The following is a 22,268-nucleotide window of genomic DNA, read 5'->3' as shown; positions in this document are numbered from 1 at the left end:
CACTCCCGGTGCCGCCTGGAGACCGCTCCCGCGTCCGAGACCGCCCCGCCCCCGTTCAGAGACCTGACCAGGGGTCCTCGCGCCTCCACAGGGAGGGGAAGTGCACCGGAACGCCCCGTTCGGCGGCGAGCCGGTCGAGGACGCCCATGGTGGCGTCGAGGTCGTCGCCGAGGTAGGGCAGCGCGCGCAGGGGTTTGTCGAGCGGCCGGAAGAAGTCGTCCCAGTGGACGAGGACGACCCGGCGCGCGCCCACCGCCTCGACCGTCTGTCTCCAGTAGGCCCGGATGTAGTCCTCCCCGCGCAGGCCCAGCTGGCCGACGCCGAGGTAGACCACCTCGGCCGCGTAGCCGTCCAGGGCTCCCGGGACGAAACCTGCGCTGCCCTGGACCAGGGCGGTGCGGCCTCCGGTGTGCTCCACCAGCAGGGACCAGGCCTCGCCGCAGCGGTAGGCCGAGGCCCGCACCGGCGGCACGACGGGTTCGGTGATCTCTCCCGGGTAGCGGTCGGGCGGGCAGTGACGGGATCCGACCGGGGTCAGGGTGAAGGCGCCGCACGCGATCCGGTCGCCGGATGCGGCCCGCGTGATCCGCGCTTCGGGCAGGCCGCCGCCGAGTCCGATGCGGGCCGCGGACGCGCCGCCCACCAGGCGTGCGCCGGTGCGGGCGGCGACCAGCGCCGTGTCCATGGCGTGGTCGAAGTGGGTGTGCACGGGGATGATCGCGTCGAGCGAGTCCACCCCCGCGCGGGCCAGGGCGGCGTCCACGCGTGCGGGGTCCGGGGCGATGCGCCGCATGCCCACCGCAGCCAGTGGGGGCCGGGAGAAGAACCCGTCGGTCATGACGGCCGAGGTCCCGTCCCTCAGGAGGAGGGTGGTCACGCCCAGGAAGGTGACGGACGGTCCCCGGCCCGCTTCGGGCAGGTCGAACCGGTCCGCGTAACGGGAGACGTCGGGGCGGCCGAACCGCGTTCTCATGCGGGGACCCTACAGAACTCCGCGTCTCGGCTCCAGGGGTGTGACCCCGGAAGGGGCGGACACGCGCCGGGCCCCGGAAGGCGTCGCCTTCCGGGGCCCGGACCCTCGCGTGCTAACCGTCGGAGCGGTTCCGCTCCGGCGCGGCCTGGGTGTCACCGGCCGCGGGGTCGGCTGCCACCGGAGCGGGCTCCTGCCCGGCACCCGTGGTCCCTCCGGCCTCCTCGGCGCCCGCGGGCTCGGCGGCCACCGTGGCCCCCGCGGTCCCGGCGGTGCCCACGGCCTCGACCGCCTCCTCCACGGCTCCCTCGGCGGGCCCCTCCACCGGCTCCACCGCGGGGTTGCCCCGACCGCGCAGCAGCACCCACGCCTGCGCGGCGGCCGACAGGACGATCACCACGGCGATGACGCTGGTCAGGTGCATGCCGTCGGTGAACGCCGTCCGCGCGGCGAGCATCAGCGCGTCGCCCGCGGTGCCGCCCACCTCGGCGGCGGCGTTCGCGGCCCCGCCCAGGGTCTCCCGGGCGGCGTCCACGGCCCCCGAGGGCACGCCCTCCACGGCGGTCAGGTTCGCCCGGTAGGACGCGGTCAGCACACTGCCCAGCAGCGCGACGCCCAGCGCCGCGCCCAGCTCGTAGGCGGTCTCGGAGATCGCCGAGGCCGCGCCCGCGCGCTGGGGAGGTGCCGCCGCCATGATCGCGCCGTTGGTCAGGGTCTCGGCGAACCCGGAGCCGGTGGCGATCAGCGCGAAGCCCGCCGTCACGAGCGCCACGCCGGTCACCACGTTGCCCTGCGGTGCGAAGACCAGGACCGCGAACCCGGTCGCGGTCACCAGCAGGGAACCGCCGATCACCGTGGCCAGGCTCAGGTGGCGCGACAGCCGCACCGCCACCAGTCCGGCCAGCACCGACAGCACCAGGCCCGGCACCAGTACGAAACCGGCCCGCATCGGCGAGATGCCCAGCACCAGCTGGAGGTACTGCGTCAGGAAGAACAGCGACGACACCAGCGAGAACACGATCATCAGGTTGGTGGCCACCGCCACGCTGAACACGCGGTACCGGAACAGCCCCACGTCGATCAGCGGGTCGTCCAGGGCCTTCTGGCGTCGGACGAACAGGTAGCCCAGGCCGAGGCCGACCGCCAGGGACACGACCGGGACGACCGCCAGGCCCTCGGTGGCCAGGTTCTTGACGCCGTACACGACGGGCAGGATCGCGGCCATGGACAGGACCACGCTCAGCGGGTCCAGGCGGCCCGAGTCGGGGTTGCGCGATTCGCGCACCAGCAGCGGGACCAGCACCAGGATCAGCGCCATCACCGGCAGGTTGATCAGGAACACCGAGCCCCAGAAGAAGTGCTCCAGGAGCCAGCCGCCCAGGATCGGGCCGAGCGCCGCGCCGCCGGAGAACCCCGACGCCCACAGGGCGATGGCCAGCAGGCGCTGGCGCGGGTCCAGGAAGATGTTGCGCAGCAGCGACAGGGTCGAGGGCATCAGTGAGGCGCCCGCCAGGCCGAGCAGGGCGCGGGCCGCGATGAGCACCTCGGCGGTGGGTGAGAACGCGGCGAGCAGTGAGGCCGCGCCGAAGGCGGCCGAACCGATCATGAGCAGGCGCCGCCGGCCGATGCGGTCGCCGAGCGAGCCCATGGTGATCAGGAGTCCGGCCAGGACGAAGCCGTAGACGTCGACGATCCACAGCAGCTGGCCCGCGTCGGGCCGCAGCTGCTCGCTGAGCGCGGGGACGGCGAACCCGAGCACGGTGGAGTCGACCGAGATCAGGATCACCGGGAGGACCAGGACGGCGAGCGCGGTCCATTCGCGCGGGCCCGCGAGGGCGGGCGCCGCGCCGTCGCGGCCGCGCGCGCCGACGGTGCCGTTTCCGGTCTGGGCGGAACTCATCTTTCCTCGTTACGTGTCGCTTGTGTGCGCGCCGCACGGCTGTGAGGGCGCGTTCGGACCGGCGGGATGCGGAGGGCGAACGGCCGGGCGGAAGGACGGGAAGTCTGGTCGACCGGGGGCGTACTCCCGGGACTCTTCAACCGTCCAGACGGTACAGTACCGTCCAGCCGGTACAGTGTCAATCGTGAACGCTTCGAACACCCGCGACCGCATCCTCGACTCCCTACAGGACATCCTCGTCGGTGAGGGTTATTCCGCGGTGACCCTGGAGGCCGTGGCCCGTGACGCCGGGGTGTCCAAGGGAGGGCTGCTGTACCACTTCCCGTCCAAGGCCGCCATGCTCACCGGGCTCATCGAGCGCCTGCGCGTGCTGGCGGAGGAGGAGTTCCGGGAGGCCCTGGAGGGGGAGGAGGGCGTGGTCCGCGTCTTCCTGCGCACCTCGCTGCCGCGCAGCCCCGAGGAACGGGAGCTGTACTGGGCGGTCATCGCGGCCCTGCGCGGCCAGGAGGACATGCCCGAGGAGGCCGTCCGCACGGTCCAGGGCCTCTTCAGCCGCTGGGGCGACCTGCTGCACGAGGAGCTCACCGACCCGGTCCTGGCCGAGATCATCCTGCGCGCGGGCGACGGACTGTACATGGCGGCGATCGCCGGGCTGCCCCAGCCCGACCCGGCGCTGACGCAGCGGATGATCGACCGCCTGGTGGAGGCCTCCGACAAGGTGCGCCGCGAGCGCTGAGCGTCCGCGGTCCGGGCCGGTCGCCCGCCTCCGCATCCCGCCGCCGAACCGGTCCGCGTCGCCGCGTTCCGGCCGGGCGGGCGCGTGCGGCGCGAACCGGGTGTTCGCGGCTCCGGGGGTCCGGCCCCGCTCCCGGCGGGCGCGTCCCGGCGCGTGTCCCTTCGGACATGCGTGTCCCCCGGTCGGGCGCGGGACCGCCGCTCCCGGGAGGGACCGGCCCGGTTCAGACCCGGTACTCGAACATCTGGACCTCGGTGCCGCCCACCGGCACCCGTTCGACCGGGGTGAACCCCTGCCCCTCGTAGTAGCGCACCAGGGCCCCGTCCCCGCCCGCCCAGCAGTCCACCCGCACCAGCCCGACTCCGCGCTCGCGCGCCCGCCTGCGGGCGAAGGAGAGCAGCTTGCCGCCCACGTCGCGCCCGGAGTAGGCGCGCGAGACCAGCAGCAGGTGGACGTAGAGCTCGCGTTCGCGCACCCGAGGCGCGTAGCCGGGAGCCCGTTCGGTGACGGTGAGGAACCCGGCCGTGCCGTCTCCGACCTCGGCCACCCACAGGCCCTCGGCGACCAGCTCCCTCACGCGCTCGACCCGTCGGGGATCCTGTGACCAGGGGCGGTCGCCCCACTGCGCGGAGCGCCCGTGCTCGACCAGCCACGCCACGGTGGTGTCGAAGGTCTCCAGTACCGCTGACAGGTCCGCTGGTCCGCCCTGGCGCAGCCTCAAGTGTCCGCCTCACACGTCGGGGAACAAACACGACCAGTGCACGTTAACCGGTCGCCCGTCCGCCGGGCACCCCGGTTCCCCGAAGGGAGAAAGAGGGTTCGGCGGCGCGGCGGGTAGGCGGTTCCACAGACGGGGCCGTGGCACCCCGGGCGCCGCTGCGGGACAATGGCGGAACCCCGCCGGGGGAGCGCGGGGCCCGTGAGCCGCACGTCCGCCCGGTGGCGGCCGGTCGCCTCCACGGGCGGCCGGCACGGGGTTCCCGCCGCGTCGCGGGACGCCCGGCCCCTCGCCGGGCGGAAGAGGAGGAGGTCAGGATGTGGCGCTGTTCACGTGCTTCCGATCATGGTTTACTTCCCAGTAACTTCGTTGCCGCAGCCGGTACCCGTGTTCGTGGGGTGCCCGCCCACCCCGCGAGGTGAAGTGTGCACTACCTCAAGGTGTGGGGCGCGCCGTGTCGACCGGGACAGCGCCCTCCACGAGACTGTTGCAGCCTCGCCGGGGTGTCCACGGGGTGAGAACACGCAGACGGGAAAGCGGGGGGCGCATGCACAGGCTCACCAACCAGGTAAGGCCTTACGCCTGGGGAGCGCGCACGGCCATCCCGCGGCTGCTGGGCGCCGAACCCGACGGCACGCCCCAGGCCGAACTGTGGCTGGGGGCCCACCACGGCGCGCCCAGCACGGCGCACTGCGAGGACGGCCCGCGCCCCCTGCCCGGCCTCATCGCCGACAACCCCGACCGCGTCCTGGGGCGGCGCACCGCCGAGCGCTTCGGCGGGCGGCTGCCCTTCCTCCTCAAGGTCCTGGCCGCCGAGGCGCCCCTGTCCCTCCAGGTCCACCCCGACGCCGTCCGCGCCCGCGCCGGGTTCGAGGCCGAGGAACGCGCGGGCATCCCCCTGGACGCCCCGCACCGCAACTACCGCGACCCCCACCACAAGCCCGAACTCCTCCTGGCCCTGGAGCCCTTCGAGGCGCTGTGCGGCTTCCGTGAACCCGCCGCCGCCCACGCCGACCTGCACGGACTCACCTGCGAACTGGCCGTGGCGCTGCGCGGCGACCTCGCCCTGACCGACGCCGGAACCGCGCTGCGCGGCGCCCTCACCCGCCTGCTCACCCTCTCCGAGGACGAGCGCGCCCGGCTGCTGGACGACTTCGTGCGCGAGTGGTCGGACTCCGGCCCGCGCGGATCCCACGGCGCCATCGTCGCCGACCTGGCCGAGCGCTACCCGGGCGACCCCGGCGCGGTGGCCGCCCTGCTGCTCAACCGGGTCACGCTCTGGCCGGGCCAGGCCCTGTTCCTGCCCGCGGGGAACATGCACGCCTACCTCCAGGGCACCGCGGTCGAGGTGATGGCCAGCTCCGACAACGTGCTGCGCGCCGGGCTGACCGGCAAGCACGTGGACGCGCCCGAACTGCTGGACGTGGTGGACTTCTCGGTGCTGCCCATCCCCTACGCCAGGCCCGGGGTCTGCGAGGGGCGCCGGGAGTTCCGCACGGCCGCTCCTGAGTTCGCGCTGCACGAGATCGGCCCCGGCCGCATCACCGCCCACCTGCCGGGGGAGGGGCCGACCGTGCTGCTCGCCCTGCACGGGCAGGTGGAGTTGGTCGCCGAGGTCGGTCAGGGGATGACCCTCCAGCGCGGGGAGTCGGTGTTCGTGCAGGCCGACAGCGGACCGATCAAGGTCGAGGGCCACGGCCACGTCATCGCCGCCACCGTCGGCGATATCTGAGACCTGGGCCTGCGGACCCGAGACCGTACACCCGAGATCCCACAGCCGAGACCGGGCGTTCGAGACCCCACACCAGAGATCCAAGACCCGAGACCTCACACCCCAGACTCCACACCAGAGATCCGGAATCCGAGGTTCCACGCCCGAGGCCCGGGATCCGAGGCCCGGGACCCGACTCCCCGGACCTGAGACCCGCAGCCCGAGTTTCTCGACCCGAGACCCCAGACCCGGCTTCCCACACCTGGGTTCCGAGACCCGAGGCTCCGGGCCTGAGAACCGAGGCCCGGTTTCCCGGGCCCCAGAATCCGGACCCCGGGTTCCAGAGCCCAACCCCCGGTCTCCAGACCTCAGACTCCAGATCCCAGGCTCCAGGCCCCAGCCTCCAGATCTCACATTCCAGGGCCCGGACTCCGGAACTCAGGCCCGGGGCCGCGTCAGGGCAACGCGAGCGCGTCACAGAGCACCCGGGCGGGACGTCCGTTTTGCTCCAGGAGGTTCCCGCGCACCGATAGCCTGGGCCCCTCTGTTCACTGTGACCACACGAGGGGTACCACCATGGCGCTTGAGCGTCCCGAGATCGACTTCATCGAGGGCCCGCCGCCCGCCGAGCTGGAGGTCACCGACATCCAGGTCGGTGAAGGCGCCCAGGCGGGCCACGGCAGCACCGTCCAGGTCCACTACGTGGGTGTGGCCTTCTCCAGCGGCGAGGAGTTCGACGCGAGCTGGAACCGCGGCACCCCGCTGAGCTTCCGCCTCGGCGCGCGCCAGGTCATCGCGGGCTGGGACCAGGGCGTCCTGGGCATGCGCGTGGGCGGCCGCCGCAAGCTGGTCATCCCGCCGCACCTGGCCTACGGCGAGCGCGGCGCCCCCGGCGCCATCGCGCCGAACGAGACCCTGATCTTCGTCTGCGACCTGGTCGGCGTCAGCTAGGGCCGTCGCGCCTGGCGTCCGTGCCTGCTGTGACGCCCGGGCCCGCCGGGACTCCCTGCGTCTGCCGGGGCTCTCAGTACCCGCCGGGGTTTCCTGCTCCAGCCGGGGATGATCCTGCTCCCAGCGCCGCCCTCGGCGCTGACGGCGGTGCCAGGAGCAAGGTCACGGCGGGCCGGAGCCCCGTGCGCCGCACCGGACGCCCCCGCGGCGACCGGTCGGGACACGTGCCCGCGCCGGTCAGGGGCGCATACCCGCTCCGGTCGGGCAGACGTGTCCGGTCCGGGCACACGCGTACGGAAACCGCACCGGACGCCCCCCACGGCGACGGGTCGGGGCACGTATCCGCTCCGGCCGGGGGTACGTACCCGGCCCGACCGGGGCGGAGGCGCCCGGTCCGGGCACACGCGTGCGGAAGGGGCCCGTGCCGCGCTCCCACGTGCGGCACGAGCCCCTCGTCCCGCCGCTAGCCCAGGGTTGCGCCCACCTTGACGTGGCCCTTGAGCAGGTCGCGGGCGATCGTGCGGCGCTGGATCTCGTCCGTGCCCTCGAAGATGCGCAGCAGCCGCACGTCGCGGTAGAAGCGCTCGATGGGCAGCTCACGGGTGTAGCCCATGCCGCCGTGGATCTGCATCACGCGGTCGACGATCTCGTTGGCCTTCACACCGCCGAAGAGCTTGGCGATGGACTGGGCGTGCCGCGAGTCCCGGCCCACCGACACCTGCCACGCGGCGTGCAGCACCAGCAGGCGCAGCGCCTCGATCTCGGTCTGGGAGTCGGCGATCATCCACTGGATGGCCTGCCGGTCGGCGATGGGCGCCCCGAAGGTCTCGCGGGTGCGCGAGTACTCGATCGCCATGTCCAGCAGGCGCTCGCAGCCGCCGAGTGCGCGGGCGGGCAGCAGGTAGCGGCCCTTGCCGATCCACTTCATGGCCAGCTCGAAGCCGCGGCCCTCCTCGCCCAGGATGTTCTCGTGCGGCACGCGCACGTCCTGGAAGACCAGGGAGGCCGGGCGGCGCTCGCCCATGGTGTCGATGGGCTCGGAGGTCCAGCCCGCCTCGCGGTCGACCAGGAAGCAGGTCACGCCCCCGTCGGCGCCCCTGTCCGGGTCGGTGACCGCGAAGACCATGGCGAAGTCGGCCTCGTTGCCGCCGGTGATGAAGGTCTTCTCTCCGTTGACCACCCACGTGTCGCCGTCGCGGACCGCGCGCGTGCGGATGGCCTTGGCGTCGGAGCCCGCGCCGGGCTCGGTGATGGCGAAGCAGGAGCGGCGCTCACCGGCGATGGTGGGCAGCAGGTAGCGCTCCTTCTGCTCCTCGTTGGCGTGGTAGAGGATGTTGTCGGCCTCGCCGCCGAACTTGAAGGTCAGGAAGGTCCTGCCCAGTTCGATCTCGATGATCGCGGCGGTGACCGGGTCCAGGCCCATGCCGCCGTACTCCACCGGGGTCTCCACGCCCCAGAAGTCGGACTTGCGGGCCAGCTCGCGCAGCCGGGTGCGCTCCTCGGCGTTGAGGCCGGGCGGCTGCCCCTCGCGCTCGCGGCGCAGCACGTCGTTCTCCAGCGGCATCAGCTCCCGCTCGACGAAGGTCCGCACCCAGTCGCGGACGGCGCGCTGCTCATCGCTCAGTGAGAAATCGATCACGGCCTGTCTCCCCAGTAACCTAACGGCGTTCGGTTTGAGGGTACGGTCTTGCCCGGGGTGTGTGCAAGAGGTGCGGCCGAACGGGAGGAGACGGGTGCGGGGCCCGGTTCCGGCGGACGCCCGCACCGGGTCGCGCGGGGCCGGAGACCGGGCTCCCGGGTGCGCGGACACCGCCGAGGGGCCGCACACGGTGAGCCGACGTGCGATGATCGGGCCGGACGCCGGAGGGTCCGGTCCGTCCGCCGCAGTGGAGAAGGGGACCCCTCCGTGGCCCGACCCAAGACGCCTATCCTGAGCCGTCCGGGCATCCGCCGCGCGGCTCTCGCGCTCATCGACCGCGACGGGCTGGACGGCCTGTCCATGCGCAAGCTCGCCCAGGAGCTCGACGTGCAGGCGGCCTCCCTCTACAGCCACTACCGCACCAAGGAGGAGCTGCTCACCGAGGTCGCGGACGAGGTCACCTCGCGCATCGACGTCTCGGGGTTCGAGGGCGGGGACTGGCGCCGGGGCCTCACCGTCTGGGCGCGCTCCTACCGCGACGCCCTCGCCGAGCACCCCCACCTGCTGCCGGTGGTCTCCTCCGGGCCCGGGCGCCGCGAGGAGGCGCTGCGCCGCGCCGACGCGGTGCACGGCGGCCTGGTGGGCGCCGGATGGCCGCCCCGCTACGCCACGATGATCGGCGCCTCCACCAAGTACCTGGTCGTGGGGGCCGCCACCAACTCCTTCGCGCGCGGGTTCGACGACGACGTGCGCGTCTACCGGGACCGCTACCCGAACCTGTCCCAGGCCCACCGGCTGCCCGAGCACGCCGCCGAGATCGACGACGCGAGCTTCGAACTCGCGCTCTCGGCCTTCCTGGACGGGCTGACCGGCGTCTTCGACAAGGTCGGGAACCGGGACTGAGCGCGAGGGGCCCGGGGGCGGTTACCACCGCCCCCGGGCCCCTGGAACGCGTGCGCCTCAGCGCCGCTCGGAGGGCACCCGGTCCGTGTCGTCCTCCTGGGAGGGCGACCCCGTGTCCCCGGCGGCCGACGCGCCGCCGGTCGTTCCGTCGCCGTCGGTGTCCCCGCCGGTCCCGGCAGCCCCCTCACGCGGGTGGCGGCGCTCCAGGGAGGCGCCCTCCACGTCGATGTCGGGCAGGATCCGGTCGAGCCACCCGGGCAGCCACCACGCGGCGTTGCCCGCCAGGTGCATCAGCGCGGGGATCAGCGCCATGCGCACGACGAAGGCGTCGATGAGCACGCCGAAGGCGAGCGCGAAGCCGATCGAGCTGATCATGACGCTGTGCGAGAAGACGAACCCGCCGAACACCGAGATCATGATGATCGCGGCGGCGGTGACCACCGAGCGTCCGGCCCGGAAGCCCTGCACCACGGCCAGCCGCGAGGGCGAACCGTGCACGTAGGCCTCGCGCATGCCCGTGCCGATGAAGAGCATGTAGTCCATGGCCAGGCCGAACAGGATCCCGACCAGCAGCGTGGGCAGGAAGTTCAGCACCGGTCCGGTGTTCTCCAGCCCGAAGAGGCCGCCCAGCCAGCCCCACTGGTAGACGGCGACCACGCCGCCCAGCGCCGCGAAGAAGGACAGGATGAACCCGAGCGTGGCCACGACCGGCACGAAGATCGACCGGAACACCAGCAGCAGGATCACCAGGGACAGGCCCACGACCACCGCGAGGTAGGTCGGCAGCGCGTCGCTCAGCGTCTCGGAGATGTCGATGTTGCCGCTGGCCATGCCCGCGACGCCCAGCGGACCGGTGCCCTCGACCGGCTCCATCGCGCGCAGGGTGTGCACGAGCTGCTCGGTGGAGGCGCTGGCCGGGCCCTCGACGGGCACGACCTGGAAGATCGCCAGGGTGTGGTCCTCGGAGACGCCGACGGGCGCCACCGCCGCCACGTCGTCGTGGGAGTAGATCTCCTCGGCGACCAGCGCCTGCTCCTCCTCGGCGTTGCGCTCCGCGGACTCCTCGTCGGGTCCGCCGGTCAGCTCAGCCACGACCAGGAGTGTGCCGTTCTGCCCCGCGCCGAAGTTCTCCTCCACGGCGGTGAAGGCCTGGTACTGGGTGGAGTCGGTGGGCTCGGAGGAGCCGTCGGGCATGCCCAGGCGCAGGTCCAGCGCGGGCAGGGCGACCACGCCCAGGGCGATCACGGCCACCGCGGCCTGGGCCAGCGCGCGGCCGGTCGACATCGGCTTGACCTGCTCCGCCTCGTGCGCGCCCCGGCCGGTGGCGGAGGCGCTCTCGGCGAGGCGGGCGCGCTCGCGGCGCGACAGGATGCGCGCGCCCACCAGCGACAGCAGCGCCGGAACGAGCGTGATCGCGATGAACACGGCGATGGCGATGGAGACGGCGGCCACGCTGCCCATCAGGCCCAGGAACCCGATCCCGGTCAGGTTCAGGCCCAGCAGCGCGATGAGCACGGTCGTGCCCGCGAAGACCACGGCGTTGCCCGCGGTCCCGTTGGCCAGACCGATGGACGCACCGACGTCGACGCCCTGCTTGAGCTGGCGGCGGTGCCGGTTGATGATGAACAGCGCGTAGTCGATACCGACGGCCAGGCCCAGCATCAGACCCAGGATCGGTGTCACCGAGGCCATCTCCAGCACCCCGGACAGCGACATCGCGATCAGGGTGGCCACACCGACGCCGACGAGCGCGGTCAGGATCGGCAGGCCCGCGCCCACCAGGGTGCCCAGCATGACCACCAGGACCACACCGGCCACGATCACGCCGATCACCTCGGCGGTGCTGACCAGGGAGGGCATGGTCATGGCCATGTCGTTGCCGAAGTCGACCGTGGTGCCGGGCACGGGGTCGCTCTCGAAGACCTCCATGACGGCGTCGCGGGTCTCCGGGGTGATCTCCGTCTGGCTGTCGGTGAAGGCGACGCGGACCAGGGCGGTGTCGCCGTCCTCGGAGACCGAGCGGATCTCGGAGGCCATCTCCAGCGTGGCCTCGCCCCGTTCCAGCTCCTCCAGGCCCGCCTCCAGCTCCTCGCGGTTCTGGTCGATCACGACCTGTTCGGCGTCGAGCCCGGGGCCGACCTGGTCGATCATCCCGGCGGCCTCGGCCTGCTCGCGGCCCGCGTCGAGCTCGGCCTGACCGGCTTCGAGCTCCTCCAGGCCGCTCTCCAGCTCGTCGCGGCCCTCCTCCAGCTCCTGCTGCTGGTCGGCGCGCTGCTCCTCGGTGGCGAACGGGTCGATCACGTCCTCCACGCCGGAGAGACCGGCGGCCTGCTCGGCCCGGTCGGCTATCGCCTCCTGCTGCTCCCGGGTGAAGTCCGAGCCGTCCTCGGTCTGGTAGACGACGGTGCCCGCGCCGCCGCCCATCCCGGAGAACTCCTGCGACAGGAGCTGTTCCACCTCGTCGGTGGGCGTCCCGGGGATGGAGAAGCTGTCCTCCAGCTCGCCCGAGAAGAGGAAGAAGGCGGTGCCGGAGGCCACCAGGAGGGCCAGCCAGACCGCGATGACGGTTCGGGCGCGACGTGCGCACGCACGCCCGAGTCTGTAGAGAAATTCAGCCATGGTTCCTGCAAACGGAGTGGGTGGGAGGGAGCGCGTGTGCGCTCAGGAGGTGGGTGATCCGGCGTTCCCGTAGCCGTCACGGGTCACGGCGAGCATGCGGTCCAGCAGATCGGCCCAGACCCGGCGGGAGTCGTCGTTGTCGACCCCTCCGGTGGTCTGTTCCCAGCGCTGGACCGTGATCGTGCCGCCGCTGATGACCGCGCCGCACATGAGGTCGACCACGAGCGGGTCGGCGTGCGGGTGGCGGCGCGTCATGATGGCCGCCAGGCGGACGCTCACGTCGTTGATGGCCCGCTCGAACAGCGCGGCCTGGCTCGGGGCGGGTTCGTTCCCCTGCTGCCGGAGAAGGCGCTTGAGCCGGGTGACCGGGGTGACCAGGTCGGTCCGGCGGATCGCCGCCGCGAACTCGTCGAACATGTTGCCCGCCCGGCCGCCGGTGACGGCGGGGAGGTTGGCCTCGATGCTGTCGACGATCGCCTCCAGCATCTCGCCGAACACCTCCAGGACGATGTCGTCCAGGGACCTGAAGTGGTTGAACACGGTTCTTCGGGAGACGTCGGCCCGTTCGGAGAGCTGGTCGACGGTGAAGCCGGTGTCCCCGCGTTCGGTCATCAGCGCGGTGGCCGCGTCCACGATGGCGCGGCGGTGGCGCGACTTCAGTGCCTCACGCCGGTCGCGTGCGGGCGGTTCGTGCTGATTGTCCACGTCTCCACGGTACGGAGGTGGTTGCACCAAGTGCAACGAAGCACTGAGTGCACCCAGTCACACTCGGGGTGCGGGCTCGCGCCGGCCGTGGGGGTCGGCGGGGGCGGTGTCCCGTGGTGCCGGTGGGGCCGCCGGTGCCGCCGGAGGAGGGGCCGGACCGGTGGGGTGGACGGCCGTTCCCACCGGGAGGGGCGGCCCCCGTGGCGGGAGGACCGCGCCACGAGGCAGGAGGTCCGTCCCGCCGGTGGGAGGACGGTCCCGACAGGAGCGGCCCGCACGCGAGAGGGCGGCCGTGCGGCCCCCGTCCCGGGCCGCACGTCCGCCGGTCCCTCAGGAGCCCGTGGGCTTGGTCTCGGCGTTGCCCTCGATCGCCGAGCGCTCCAGGCGGTCCAACCAGCCGCCGCGCTCCGGCACGGTCTGGAGCGCGACCTCCCGGCCGTACCGGATCCGGGTGAAGGTCTCCGGGAGCCGCGCCTCCAGCCTCCGGTAGGCGACGCGGCCCAGCAGCCAGGCCACGAACCCCCCGTTGAGCACACCCACCGGCACCGCCAGCCACGGCAGCCCCCACAGCGACAGGAACACGGCGGCCAGCACCGAGGGCGTGCACAGCACCGGCAGCGCCGCGAGCGCGATCCACACCTGCACCGTGTTGTCGCCGGAGTCGTTGGCGTCCACCCGCAGCTGCGGGTCCACACCGGGGGAGAGCGCCACCACCGACAGCAGCAGCGCCAGCCCGCTGCCCACCCCGAAGAACGCCGCCAGCCCCGTGAGCACCAGCGGCCACGCCCAGTGGGCTCCGGTGGCCGCGATGAACGCCGCGCTCAGCACGGTCGCGGCCGGGGCGATCAGCAGCAGGATCGCGATCTGGCGGCCGCGCACGTCCGCACGCAGCGTGTCCCGGTCCTGGCCGACCACCGACAACCACAGCGCCGTGCCGTCGTGCCCGTACATGTTCGAGGTGGACAGCGCCATGACGAAGGCCGCGATCACCCCCGCGAACGGGGAGAAGAACGCGTACAGGTCGGTGGGCCAGGCCAGCAGGCCCATGAACAGCGCCGCCCACAGCGACGCCCGCAGCTCCAGGCCCCGCCACGGGTCGCGCCACCACTGGCGCAGCTCCCTGGCGACCACCGCGCCCAGCGGGGAGTCCGGCAGCAGCGCGAACGCCCGGCGCGTGAGCGCACCGCCCCCGGGGCCGCGGCGCCGCCGAACCCCGCGCGCCGCGACCCGGGGCGCCAGCAGCACACAGGTCACCGTCACCATCGCCGCCGTGAGCAGGGCGAACCCGCCCAGCCAGGCCGCGGCCGCAAGCCAGGAACCGGCCGCGGCGGCCTGCACGGCCAGCACCGGCCACGAGGTCGGCAGCGCCGCCAGCACGGTGCCCACCACGCCCTCGCCCAGACCGTTCTCGCGCAGGCTCAGCGTCGCCTGGAACGCGGGCTGCACCGCGATCCACCCGAAGAAGAGCCCGGCCAGGATCAGCCCCCACTGCACCGACGCGATCTCCATGCCCAGCCGCGAGTGCATGGCCGCGCCCAGCGCCCGGAACACCAGCCGGGACAGCGTCACCACGAACACCCACAGCACCAGGACCCCCGGCACCGCCACCACCAGCGCGGACGGGTCCAGCGCCAGCGCGTGCCACACGAGCGCGCCCAGCGCCAGCAGAGTGACGGCGGGACCGACGTCCACGAACATCGTCACCAGCAGCAGGGCGCCCACCCGGTGCCGGTCCAGGGGCAGCAGCGCGAAGTACTGCGAGCGCAGCACACCCGTGCCGTTGGCGACGGTGGGGCCGAGCATCCAGCCCACCGCCCACACCGCGAACGCCAGGCAGAGCAGGTCCGCGCGCACTCCGTCCGAGGCCGCCGCCACCGCCAGGTACCAGGTCAGCGCGGTCCCGCCGACGACCAGGACGATCCCGAACAGCCGCATCCCCGTCACCGAGTGCCGCAGCAGGGTGAACTTCAACCGGATCAGGAGGCCAGCCACGCCAGCTCACCCTCCTCCATCTCGCGTGCGCCCACCAGCCGCACGAAGGTGTCCTCCAGGGTGGTGTCCACGCCGCGCACCTCCTCCAGCGCCCCGTCGGCCAGTACCCGGCCGCGGGCGATGATGGCCACCCGGTCGGTGAGCTGCTCCACCAGCGCCATCACGTGGCTGGAGATCACCACCGTGCCGCCGCCGTCGGTGAACCTGCGCAGGATCGCGGTCAGCACCCGCGCCGAGACCGGATCCACGGCCTCGTAGGGCTCGTCCAGGACCAGGACCTTGGGCGCGTGCAGCAGCGCCGTGGCCAGCCCGATCTTCTTGCGCATGCCGGTGGAGTACTCCGCCACCAGCACCCCGTCCCCCTCGGCCCGGTCCAGCTCCAGCACCCGCAGCAGCTCCTCGGCGCGCGCCCGCGTCACCTCCCGGCCCAGTCCGCGCAGCTGCCCCCAGTAGTTCAGCAGTTCCCCGCCGGTCAGCCGCTCGGGCAGGGCCAGTCCGTCGGGCAGCACGCCGAGCAGGCGCTTGGCCCCGACCGGGTCCGCCCACACGTCCACGCCCAGCACCCGGGCCGTCCCGGCGTCGGGGCGCAGCAGCCCCACCGCCATGGACAGCGAGGTGGTCTTGCCCGCCCCGTTGGGGCCGACCAGCCCGAGCATGGCTCCCCGCGGCACGGACAGGCTCACCCCGTCCGCCGCCGTCGTGCCGTTGAAGACCTTGGTCAGCCCGTCCATCTCCAGGGCGGGCGCGTTCTCGCTCATACCGCCACCCTCCCCGCGTTCCCGTTCCGGGCGCATCCGCCGAACGGTCACGGCCGCCTGTCCGGTCGGCCAGGTCCGCGCCGGTGCGGCGGCCCGTCGGCCGAGGCGGCGCGGGTGCGGCCGCCCTACCCTTGGCGTGAGGGAGGGGAGCCACGTGGACACGACACCGGCCGCGGACGGCGGCACCGCGTCCGGCAGTGCGACCGGGGAGCGCCGGGGCCCGCGGGGGTGGGCGGCGGACGCCCTGCTCTTCCTCGTCGCCGGGCTGGTGTGGGCCTACTACGTCCTGGCCTACAGCGTGGGCCTGCACCCGTACGTGCCCTCCTGGCTCGTCCTCCCGGACCTCGCCCTGGGCGCGGTCGGCTGCCTCGCGCTGTGGTGGCGCCGCGGCCACCCCCTGGGCGTGGCCGTCCTGCTGTGCCTGGTCCAGAGCGTGTCCAGTTCGGTGACCGCAGCCCTGGTCGTCGCCCTGTTCAACCTCGCCGTCCGCCGACCCTGGCGGCAGGCCGTGGTGACGGCGATGGCGAGCCTCATCCTGGGCCTGCCCTGGATCGTCATGGTCCCGCCCACCCGCGGCGACAGCGTCGTCGTCCTGATCATCGCCACACTGCTCTTCACGGGCAGTATCGGCTGGGGTGTGGCCATCCGGACCCGGAGCCAGCTCATCGAGCGGCTGCGCGAGGACGTGCGGCGCGAACGCGAGGACCGGGGGCGGCGCCTGGCCGCGGCCCGGACCGAGGAGCGCCAGCGCATCGCCCGCGAGATGCACGACGTGGTCGCCCACCGCATGTCGCTGCTGTCGGTGCACGCCGGTGCGCTCGCCTACCGGACCGAGCGCGCGGAGCGGGGCGAGGCGCCGCCGCTGGAGAACGCCGAACTCGGCGCGGCCGTGCGCGTCATCCGCGACAACGCCCACCAGGCGCTGGAGGAACTGGGCGGCGTCCTGTCGGTGTTGCGCGCGGCCGACACCGCCCCGGGGGAGGAGGGCGACCACGCGGGCACCGCCGCGCCCCAGCCGCCCGCCCTGGCCGAGGTGACCCGTCTGGTGGAGGAGGCGGTCCGGGCGGGGCAGCGCGTGCGGTCCGTCCACGACGTTCCCGAAGGAGCCGAACCGCCCGGCCAGGTGCGCCGCACCGCCTACCGGCTGGTCCAGGAGGGGCTGACCAACACCCGCAAGCACGCGCCCGGGGCCCGGGTGGACGTGCGGATCAGCGGTGCCCCCGGTCGCGGCCTGGAGGTGTCGGTGGTCAACCCGCTGCCGGTGGGGGTGGCGCCCGCCGAGATCCCCGGGGCCGGGGCGGGCCTGACCGGCCTGTCCGAGCGGGTCGCCCTGGACGGCGGAACCCTGCGCCACGGGCCCGAGGGCGGGGAGTTCCGCCTGCTGGCCGCGCTGCCCTGGCCCGAGACGACGGAGGTGCCATAGTGGTGCCCGTGAACACTCCCGTGCGCGTCCTGCTCGTGGACGACGACCCCCTCGTCCGCTCCGGTCTGCGGATCATGCTCAGCGGCGACGGGGACATCGAGGTCGTGGGCGAGGCCGGGGACGGCGCCGAGGTGCCCGTGGCGGTGGCCGAGCACCGACCCGACGTGGTGCTGATGGACGTGCGCATGCCCGGCACGGACGGGATCGCGGCGACCGAGGCGCTGCGCGGCGACGGGAGCGGGCCCCAGGTCCTGGTGCTCACCACCTTCGACGCCGACGCCACCGTGGTGCGGGCGCTGCGGGCCGGTGCCGCCGGGTACCTGCTCAAACACACCGCGCCGGAGAGAATCGTGGAGGCGGTGCGCCGTGCTGCGGCGGGCGAGCCGGTGCTCTCGCCCAGCGTGGCCCGCGCGCTCATGGACCGGGTGGCCGGAACCGATCCGGTGGAGCGCACCGAGGCGCCCTCGCGCCGCGAGCGCGCCCGGGAGCGGCTCGCGCTGCTCACCGAACGCGAGCGCGAGGTGGCCGAGGCGGTGACCGCGGGGCTGTCCAACGCCGAGATCGCCGAGCGGCTGTACATGTCGATGGGCACCGTGAAGGCGCACGTGTCCAGCGCGCTGACCAAGCTGGACCTGTCCGGGCGGGTGCAGCTGGCGCTGCTCACCCACGACGCCCGCACTCCCGACTGACGTGGTACGGATGAGCCCCGTGGGGAAGTGATGTTGGCAGTGCTGTCGGCCAGTTCGGCCAGTCAGGACGAGCAACGACGAGGGAGACGATTCCATGCCGCTCGAAGGCGAGTACGAGCCGAGTCCGACGGAGTGGGTGCGCAACCAGGTCGAGCAGATCGAGCGGTCCGGCGGGAGGGAGGGGATGACCCTGCGCGGGATGCGGGTCATCCTGCTCACCACGCGCGGGGCCAAGAGCGGGAAGCTGCGCAAGACGCCGCTGATGCGGGTGGAGCACGAGGGGCGCTACGCCGTCGTCGCCTCGCTCGGCGGTGCGCCCAAGCACCCCGTCTGGTACTTCAACGTCCTCGCCGAGCCCCACGTGGAGCTGCGGGACGGGACCGTGAACCAGGACATGGTGGCCCGCGAGGTCACGGGCGAGGAGAAGGCGGTCTGGTGGGAGCGCGCGGTGGCGGCGTTCCCGGACTACGCCGACTACCAGGAGAAGACCGATCGCGAGATCCCGGTCTTCGTACTGGAGCCCGTCGCCGAGAAGTGACGCGTCGTGAGGGCGGACCGGTCGGGGAAGGCGCCCCGGCCGGTCCGTTCGTGGTGGGGGCGTTCGCGCTCACGCCAGCCCGTGGGGGTCGGGGAGGGCGCGACCACACGTCCCCAACCCTCGAAAGCATGAAAACCAGGACCTTGTGAAAGCTGACGCGAGCGCCACCGCTCGAAGGTTGGTCCCAAGCCCCTCGATTCGGTCGTCAGTCCGCGCTCTGTGCCCGCTGGGAAAACGGTGAAGCAGGAACAAGGGGAATTCTGTGCCCTGGTGTCTCGGATTGGATTACGGAAAGCCGGAAACCGCACGAAACTTCCTTAACCTGGCCTTCCGTCTCCGGTTTCGACCTTGACCCCGCGGCGCCCGGACCCCGTTGGTAGCGTTGTGGTCCGGGTCCCGGCCGGGACGGTGGAAGTGTTCGACGAGGAGGGCGGCCCCCATGGCGAAAGAACGCGTGATCTGGGCGAAGAAGCTTCCCGAGGTCTACAGCAAGCTGGACGAGATCGACAAGGTCATCTCCGGGCACCTGGACGGCGCCCTGCTGGAACTGGTCAAGCTGCGCGCCTCGGTGCTCAACGGGTGCTCCTTCTGCATCGACCTGCACACCCAGCGCGCCCTGGAGGCGGGGGAGTCCCAGCAGCGGCTCTTCCTGGTGTCCGCCTGGTACGAGGCCGGTGAGATCTTCACCGACGCCGAGCGGGCCGCTCTGGCGCTCACCGACGAGATCACCCGCCTGGGCGAGCACGGGGTGTCCGACGAGGCCTACGAGGGCGCCGCCGAGCACTTCGAGGACCAGGAGTTGGCCGCGCTCATCGCCGGCATCGCCATGATGAACCTCTACAACCGGCTGGCCGTCACCAGCCACCTGCACCCGCGCAAGCGCTGAGCCCGCCCCCGCTCCGGGCCGCCGACCCCTCGGCGCCCGGAGCGGGCACCCGTTCCCTGGGTGGGGACGAGTGCACCCGACCCCCCGTCGGCCGTGCACGGAGACCCCGGACCCAGGAGCGCCCATGCCCTCCACCGGACGAACTCCGGCGCCGGATCGTCCGGGAGCGCCACGCCGACGTCCCGGCGGAGCTGTACCGCGACTGACTCCGGGTCCGGTCAGTCGGCCTCCCGCAGGCGGTCCAGTTCGGCGCCGATCGCCTCGCGCAGCACGTCGTGCCGCGGGCCGAGCGCGTGCCGCGGGTCGGTCCACCTGTCCCGCGGGTGGAGCCACACCGGTCTGCCCACCGGGTCGGGCGGCTCCCAGTCGAACCGCGGCCACACGTGCGCGTGCAGGAACGCGTCGGTGTTGCCCAGGATCTCCAGGTTGACCCGCCGGAACGCCGGGTCGCGGCGTCGGCAGACCAGCTCGACCGCCTCACCGAGCCGTTCCATGCCGGACAGGAACGCCAGCCGTTCGGGTCGGGGCAGGTCCGTCAGCCTCCCCGCCTCCGGGCGGTCCGTGAGCAGCACCGAGTACCCCGGCAGGAACTGGACGTCCCCGATCGCCGCGAAGCCCGCGTCCAGGCGCCGCAGCACGGTGGGGTCGGCGCCCCGCAGCGCGCTCCCGATCCGGTCCGCCCGCCAGCCGTCGTCCATGCCCGGAACCTGTCCGGCCGGGACCCGAGCGCGGACGCCGGGCCCCGGCGGGCGACGCCTCAGGCGCGCACCCCGATGGCGTTGGCGCCCCGTGACAGCTCCGGAAGCTGGGACAGCAGCTCCTCGGGGCTGGTCCTGTCGCTGGTGGTCACCAGGTTGACGGCGCCCAGGGTCTCGCCCTCGGAGTCGTACAGCAGCCGGGTCAGGCTGAGGGCGCCGGGCTCCCGCTCGGACTCGGCGAGGTGGTAGCCGACCTCCCGGATCCGCTCGATCTGCGCCCGGAGGTCGGCGGCGTCCTGGGTCCTGCCCGAGGCCAGGCGCACCTCGGCGTGGTCGGCGAGGTAGGCGTCGAGCTCCCGGTCGTCCCAGTCGCTGAGCAGCACCTTGCCGCCGCCGATGTAGAGGGGTACCCGGCGCCCGATGGGGAACTGGTAGCGCAGCGGGTCGGCTCCGTCCACGCGCGCGATGAGGATGCGCTCCTGTCCCGAGCGCACGTAGACCGACGAGGTCAGACCGGTCGTGGCCGACAGTTCGGTGAGGATCGGCGTCGCGACGCTGCAGAGGCGGTCGTTGACGACGAAGGAGTGCGCCAGGGACAGCACCACCGGCCCGAGCGAGTAGCCCAGGCGCTCCTGTTGGACGTATCCGCGCCGTACGAGCTGGTTGACGGTGCGCTGCGTCGTGGCGAGGTGGAGCCCGCTCTCCCGCGCGATGTCGCTGAGCCGCAGGGGGCCGCGCGCCCGCTCCAGGCACTCCAGCACGTCCAGAGCCCGGTCCAGGGTGCGTCCCTGGTTGCCACCCCCAGCCGTCGCTCCCATCCGTGCCCTCGCCCGCCCTTCCGTCGTCGTTCGCCCTGTCCCGGGAGAGGGCCGATGTGCCCGTCCCCAAGGCGATGCGCGCAGCGCCGCCCTCCCCTCAACGTAGCGGACGGGTTTCCGGCAGGTTGACACCGCGAAGCGTCGCAGGTCACACTCACTATCAACAGGCAACAGGAACTATCACTCAATGATAGAGGGTGGGATCATGAAGGTCGCGGTGCTCGGGCTCGGAGAAGCCGGTGCCATCTACGCCGGCGCGTTCGCGGCCGCCGGTTGGCAGACCGTCGGCTACGACCCCTCGCCGGAGGCGCGGACGCCCGAGGGGGTGGCGCGGGCCGCCTCGACCGGCGAGGCGGTCGCCGACGCCGACCTGGTCCTCAGCCTCACCACGGCCGCGTACGCGGTGACCGCGGCCGAGGACGCACGGCCGGTGCTGCGCCGGGACGCGGTGTACGTGGACCTCAACGCCGCCGCCCCGGCGACCAAGACCGAGGTGGAGGCGGCCCTGGGGGAATCCGCCCAGGTCGTGGACGGTGCGATCATCGGTTCGGTGCTCAGGTACGGTGCCGAGGTCAACGTCCTGCTCTCCGGCCCCGCCTCCGAGGCCGCCGCCCGGCTGCTCCGGGCGGTGGGCTCCGACGCCGAGCCCGTCGGCGGCGAGGTCGGGGCCGCGTCACGGCGCAAGCTGCTGCGCAGCGTCTTCATGAAGGGCCTGGGAGCCCTGATCACCGAGGCCGTGGACGCCGGGAGGGCCGCGGGGGAGGAGGCGTGGATGCGCACACAGGTCGCCGACGCGCTCGCCGACGGCACCTCAGCGCTGGAGCGCCTGGACAAGGGCACGCGCCTGCACGCCCTGCGCAGGGCGCACGAACTCCGCTCCAGCGTCGAACTCCTCGGTGAACTGGGCGTCGAGGCGCCGGTGAGCACCGGGGCCGCCGACCGCCACCTGTTCCTGGCGCGCTCGGGCGGGGAGGACGCGCGCGAGCTGGCCGACGCCTACGCCGGCGTCCCCACCGCAGCCATCGGCGACGGCCGCGACCGGCTGGGCTTCGTCTCCTCGCGCGTCCGCCCGGTCTGGCCCGGGGCGAGCGTCACCGGACGGGCGCTCACCGTCCTGACCCGCCCCGGCGACAACCGCGCCCTGCACCGGGCTCTGGCCCTCGCGCGGCCGGGGGACGTCCTGGTCGTGGACGGCGGGGGCGACACCTCACGCGCCCTGCTGGGCGAGCTCATCGCCGAACGCGCCCTCAACCGGGGCGTGCGCGGCATGGTGGTCGACGGCGCGGTCCGGGACGCCGACGAACTCCGCGACCTGGGCTTCCCCGTCTGGGCGGCCGGGATCTCGCCCGCCGGACCCTACAAGGACGGCCCCGGGCACGTGGGCCGGACGGTCTCGGTGGGCGGCGCGGTCTGCTCCACCGGGGACATCGTGGTCGCCGACGGCGACGGGGTGTTCTTCGTCCCCCGCCTGGAGGCGGAGCAGACCCTGAGCGCGGCCCGTGAGGTCGTCGCGGAGGAGGAGCGCCGCCGCGCCACCATCCGGGCGGAACGCCGGTGAGCGCCCGCCCCACCGACCCCCGGCCGTATCGGTCCCCCGACGCACCCGGCCGCCAC

19 protein-coding genes are annotated in these 22,268 nt (G+C 73.3%); 9 read left to right on the top strand and 10 right to left on the bottom strand.

Annotation, left to right across the window (positions count from 1 at the left end):
* Positions 1-55 precede the first annotated feature (55 nt).
* Together G011_RS0122020 and G011_RS0122015 are read right to left on the bottom strand one after the other, a co-directional pair.
* Positions 56-973 carry an MBL fold metallo-hydrolase gene (locus G011_RS0122020; RefSeq protein ID WP_019610380.1) on the bottom strand — a complete coding sequence of 306 codons (918 nt, stop codon included), beginning with the start codon at positions 971-973 and terminating at the stop codon, positions 56-58.
* 112 nt (positions 974-1,085) lie between these two features.
* Positions 1,086-2,870, bottom strand: coding sequence for an MFS transporter (locus tag G011_RS0122015; protein ID WP_019610379.1), 1,785 nt, complete (start codon positions 2,868-2,870; stop codon positions 1,086-1,088).
* A gap of 184 nt (positions 2,871-3,054) precedes the next feature.
* On the opposite strand from G011_RS0122015, the gene G011_RS0122010 reads away from it, so the two are divergent.
* Positions 3,055-3,606 (top strand): TetR/AcrR family transcriptional regulator, encoded by a 552-nt coding sequence (locus tag G011_RS0122010; protein WP_019610378.1) that lies wholly within the window; start codon positions 3,055-3,057, stop codon positions 3,604-3,606.
* Positions 3,607-3,829: 223 nt separating this feature from the next.
* Here G011_RS0122010 and G011_RS0122005 read toward each other — a convergent pair whose 3' ends face one another.
* A complete protein-coding gene (locus tag G011_RS0122005; RefSeq protein ID WP_019610377.1) occupies positions 3,830-4,327 on the bottom strand; it encodes a GNAT family N-acetyltransferase in 498 nt (165 codons plus the stop codon).
* Between the two features lie 544 nt (positions 4,328-4,871).
* Between G011_RS0122005 and manA the strand changes: the two genes are divergently transcribed.
* Positions 4,872-6,056: a mannose-6-phosphate isomerase, class I gene (gene manA, locus G011_RS0122000; protein WP_019610376.1), complete on the top strand. Its 1,185-nt coding sequence runs from the start codon at positions 4,872-4,874 to the stop codon at positions 6,054-6,056.
* 555 nt (positions 6,057-6,611) lie between these two features.
* Positions 6,612-6,986, top strand: a complete 375-nt coding sequence (locus G011_RS0121995; protein WP_013152165.1) for an FKBP-type peptidyl-prolyl cis-trans isomerase — start codon at positions 6,612-6,614, stop codon at positions 6,984-6,986.
* Between the two features lie 463 nt (positions 6,987-7,449).
* Here G011_RS0121995 and G011_RS0121990 read toward each other — a convergent pair whose 3' ends face one another.
* Positions 7,450-8,625, bottom strand: a complete 1,176-nt coding sequence (locus G011_RS0121990; RefSeq protein ID WP_019610375.1) for an acyl-CoA dehydrogenase family protein — start codon at positions 8,623-8,625, stop codon at positions 7,450-7,452.
* A 267-nt stretch (positions 8,626-8,892) separates the two neighbouring features.
* On the opposite strand from G011_RS0121990, the gene G011_RS0121985 reads away from it, so the two are divergent.
* The gene (locus tag G011_RS0121985; protein ID WP_019610374.1) at positions 8,893-9,528 is read left to right on the top strand and encodes a TetR/AcrR family transcriptional regulator; all 636 of its coding nucleotides are present in this window, start codon (positions 8,893-8,895) and stop codon (positions 9,526-9,528) included.
* 57 nt (positions 9,529-9,585) lie between these two features.
* Here the strand turns inward: G011_RS0121985 and G011_RS0121980 are convergent, their stop codons facing one another.
* The 4 genes from G011_RS0121980 to G011_RS0121965 all read right to left on the bottom strand — a co-directional run bounded on the left by G011_RS0121980 (position 9,586) and on the right by G011_RS0121965 (position 15,602).
* Positions 9,586-12,147, bottom strand: a complete 2,562-nt coding sequence (locus G011_RS0121980; RefSeq protein WP_026338540.1) for an MMPL family transporter — start codon at positions 12,145-12,147, stop codon at positions 9,586-9,588.
* 42 nt (positions 12,148-12,189) lie between these two features.
* Positions 12,190-12,852 (bottom strand): TetR/AcrR family transcriptional regulator, encoded by a 663-nt coding sequence (locus G011_RS0121975; RefSeq protein WP_019610372.1) that lies wholly within the window; start codon positions 12,850-12,852, stop codon positions 12,190-12,192.
* Between the two features lie 330 nt (positions 12,853-13,182).
* Entirely contained in the window at positions 13,183-14,844 is a 1,662-nt protein-coding gene (locus tag G011_RS0121970) for a hypothetical protein (RefSeq protein ID WP_019610371.1), read from the bottom strand.
* A complete protein-coding gene (locus tag G011_RS0121965; RefSeq protein WP_019610370.1) occupies positions 14,829-15,602 on the bottom strand; it encodes an ABC transporter ATP-binding protein in 774 nt (257 codons plus the stop codon). Before G011_RS0121965 ends, G011_RS0121970 begins: the two co-directional genes overlap by 16 nt.
* Before the next feature lie 154 nt (positions 15,603-15,756).
* Here G011_RS0121965 and G011_RS0121960 point away from each other — a divergent pair, with 154 nt between their 5' ends.
* The 4 genes from G011_RS0121960 (at position 15,757) to G011_RS0121945 (ending at position 19,138) form a co-directional block, all read left to right on the top strand.
* Positions 15,757-17,025 carry a histidine kinase gene (locus G011_RS0121960; RefSeq protein WP_019610369.1) on the top strand — a complete coding sequence of 423 codons (1,269 nt, stop codon included), beginning with the start codon at positions 15,757-15,759 and terminating at the stop codon, positions 17,023-17,025.
* Positions 17,025-17,714 (top strand): response regulator transcription factor, encoded by a 690-nt coding sequence (locus tag G011_RS0121955; RefSeq protein WP_019610368.1) that lies wholly within the window; start codon positions 17,025-17,027, stop codon positions 17,712-17,714. Before G011_RS0121960 ends, G011_RS0121955 begins: the two co-directional genes overlap by 1 nt.
* A 94-nt stretch (positions 17,715-17,808) precedes the next feature.
* Positions 17,809-18,252 carry a nitroreductase family deazaflavin-dependent oxidoreductase gene (locus tag G011_RS0121950; protein WP_019610367.1) on the top strand — a complete coding sequence of 148 codons (444 nt, stop codon included), beginning with the start codon at positions 17,809-17,811 and terminating at the stop codon, positions 18,250-18,252.
* A gap of 439 nt (positions 18,253-18,691) precedes the next feature.
* Positions 18,692-19,138, top strand: a complete 447-nt coding sequence (locus G011_RS0121945; RefSeq protein ID WP_019610366.1) for a carboxymuconolactone decarboxylase family protein — start codon at positions 18,692-18,694, stop codon at positions 19,136-19,138.
* A gap of 218 nt (positions 19,139-19,356) precedes the next feature.
* On the opposite strand, the gene G011_RS0121940 is transcribed toward G011_RS0121945, so the two are convergent.
* Both G011_RS0121940 and G011_RS0121935 read right to left on the bottom strand, forming a co-directional pair.
* Positions 19,357-19,836 carry a diadenosine tetraphosphate hydrolase gene (locus G011_RS0121940; RefSeq protein WP_019610365.1) on the bottom strand — a complete coding sequence of 160 codons (480 nt, stop codon included), beginning with the start codon at positions 19,834-19,836 and terminating at the stop codon, positions 19,357-19,359.
* A 59-nt stretch (positions 19,837-19,895) separates the two neighbouring features.
* Positions 19,896-20,654: an IclR family transcriptional regulator gene (locus tag G011_RS0121935; protein ID WP_019610364.1), complete on the bottom strand. Its 759-nt coding sequence runs from the start codon at positions 20,652-20,654 to the stop codon at positions 19,896-19,898.
* A 187-nt stretch (positions 20,655-20,841) separates the two neighbouring features.
* Between G011_RS0121935 and G011_RS0121930 the strand changes: the two genes are divergently transcribed.
* Positions 20,842-22,212, top strand: coding sequence for an NAD(P)-binding domain-containing protein (locus G011_RS0121930; RefSeq protein WP_231391556.1), 1,371 nt, complete (start codon positions 20,842-20,844; stop codon positions 22,210-22,212).
* The last annotated feature ends 56 nt before the right edge of the window (positions 22,213-22,268 follow it).

The organism is Nocardiopsis sp. CNS-639 (genome assembly GCF_000381685.1).
Taxonomy (GTDB): domain Bacteria; phylum Actinomycetota; class Actinomycetes; order Streptosporangiales; family Streptosporangiaceae; genus Nocardiopsis; species Nocardiopsis dassonvillei.
Note: the sequence above shows the minus strand (reverse complement) of the source record. Positions and strands in the feature narration are given on the sequence as shown.

What these genes read in the sequence shown, in the direction of transcription:
- G011_RS0122020 (WP_019610380.1), bottom strand. Translation starts at nt 973, where the DNA reads ATGAGAACGCGGTTCGGCCGCCCCGACGTCTCCCGTTACGCGGACCGG.
- G011_RS0122015 (WP_019610379.1), bottom strand. Translation starts at nt 2,870, where the DNA reads ATGAGTTCCGCCCAGACCGGAAACGGCACCGTCGGCGCGCGCGGCCGC.
- manA (WP_019610376.1), top strand. Translation starts at nt 4,872, where the DNA reads ATGCACAGGCTCACCAACCAGGTAAGGCCTTACGCCTGGGGAGCGCGC.
- G011_RS0121995 (WP_013152165.1), top strand. Translation starts at nt 6,612, where the DNA reads ATGGCGCTTGAGCGTCCCGAGATCGACTTCATCGAGGGCCCGCCGCCC.
- G011_RS0121980 (WP_026338540.1), bottom strand. Translation starts at nt 12,147, where the DNA reads ATGGCTGAATTTCTCTACAGACTCGGGCGTGCGTGCGCACGTCGCGCC.
- G011_RS0121965 (WP_019610370.1), bottom strand. Translation starts at nt 15,602, where the DNA reads ATGAGCGAGAACGCGCCCGCCCTGGAGATGGACGGGCTGACCAAGGTC.
- G011_RS0121950 (WP_019610367.1), top strand. Translation starts at nt 17,809, where the DNA reads ATGCCGCTCGAAGGCGAGTACGAGCCGAGTCCGACGGAGTGGGTGCGC.
- G011_RS0121945 (WP_019610366.1), top strand. Translation starts at nt 18,692, where the DNA reads ATGGCGAAAGAACGCGTGATCTGGGCGAAGAAGCTTCCCGAGGTCTAC.
- G011_RS0121940 (WP_019610365.1), bottom strand. Translation starts at nt 19,836, where the DNA reads ATGGACGACGGCTGGCGGGCGGACCGGATCGGGAGCGCGCTGCGGGGC.
- G011_RS0121935 (WP_019610364.1), bottom strand. Translation starts at nt 20,654, where the DNA reads ATGGGAGCGACGGCTGGGGGTGGCAACCAGGGACGCACCCTGGACCGG.
- G011_RS0121930 (WP_231391556.1), top strand. Translation starts at nt 20,842, where the DNA reads ATGATAGAGGGTGGGATCATGAAGGTCGCGGTGCTCGGGCTCGGAGAA.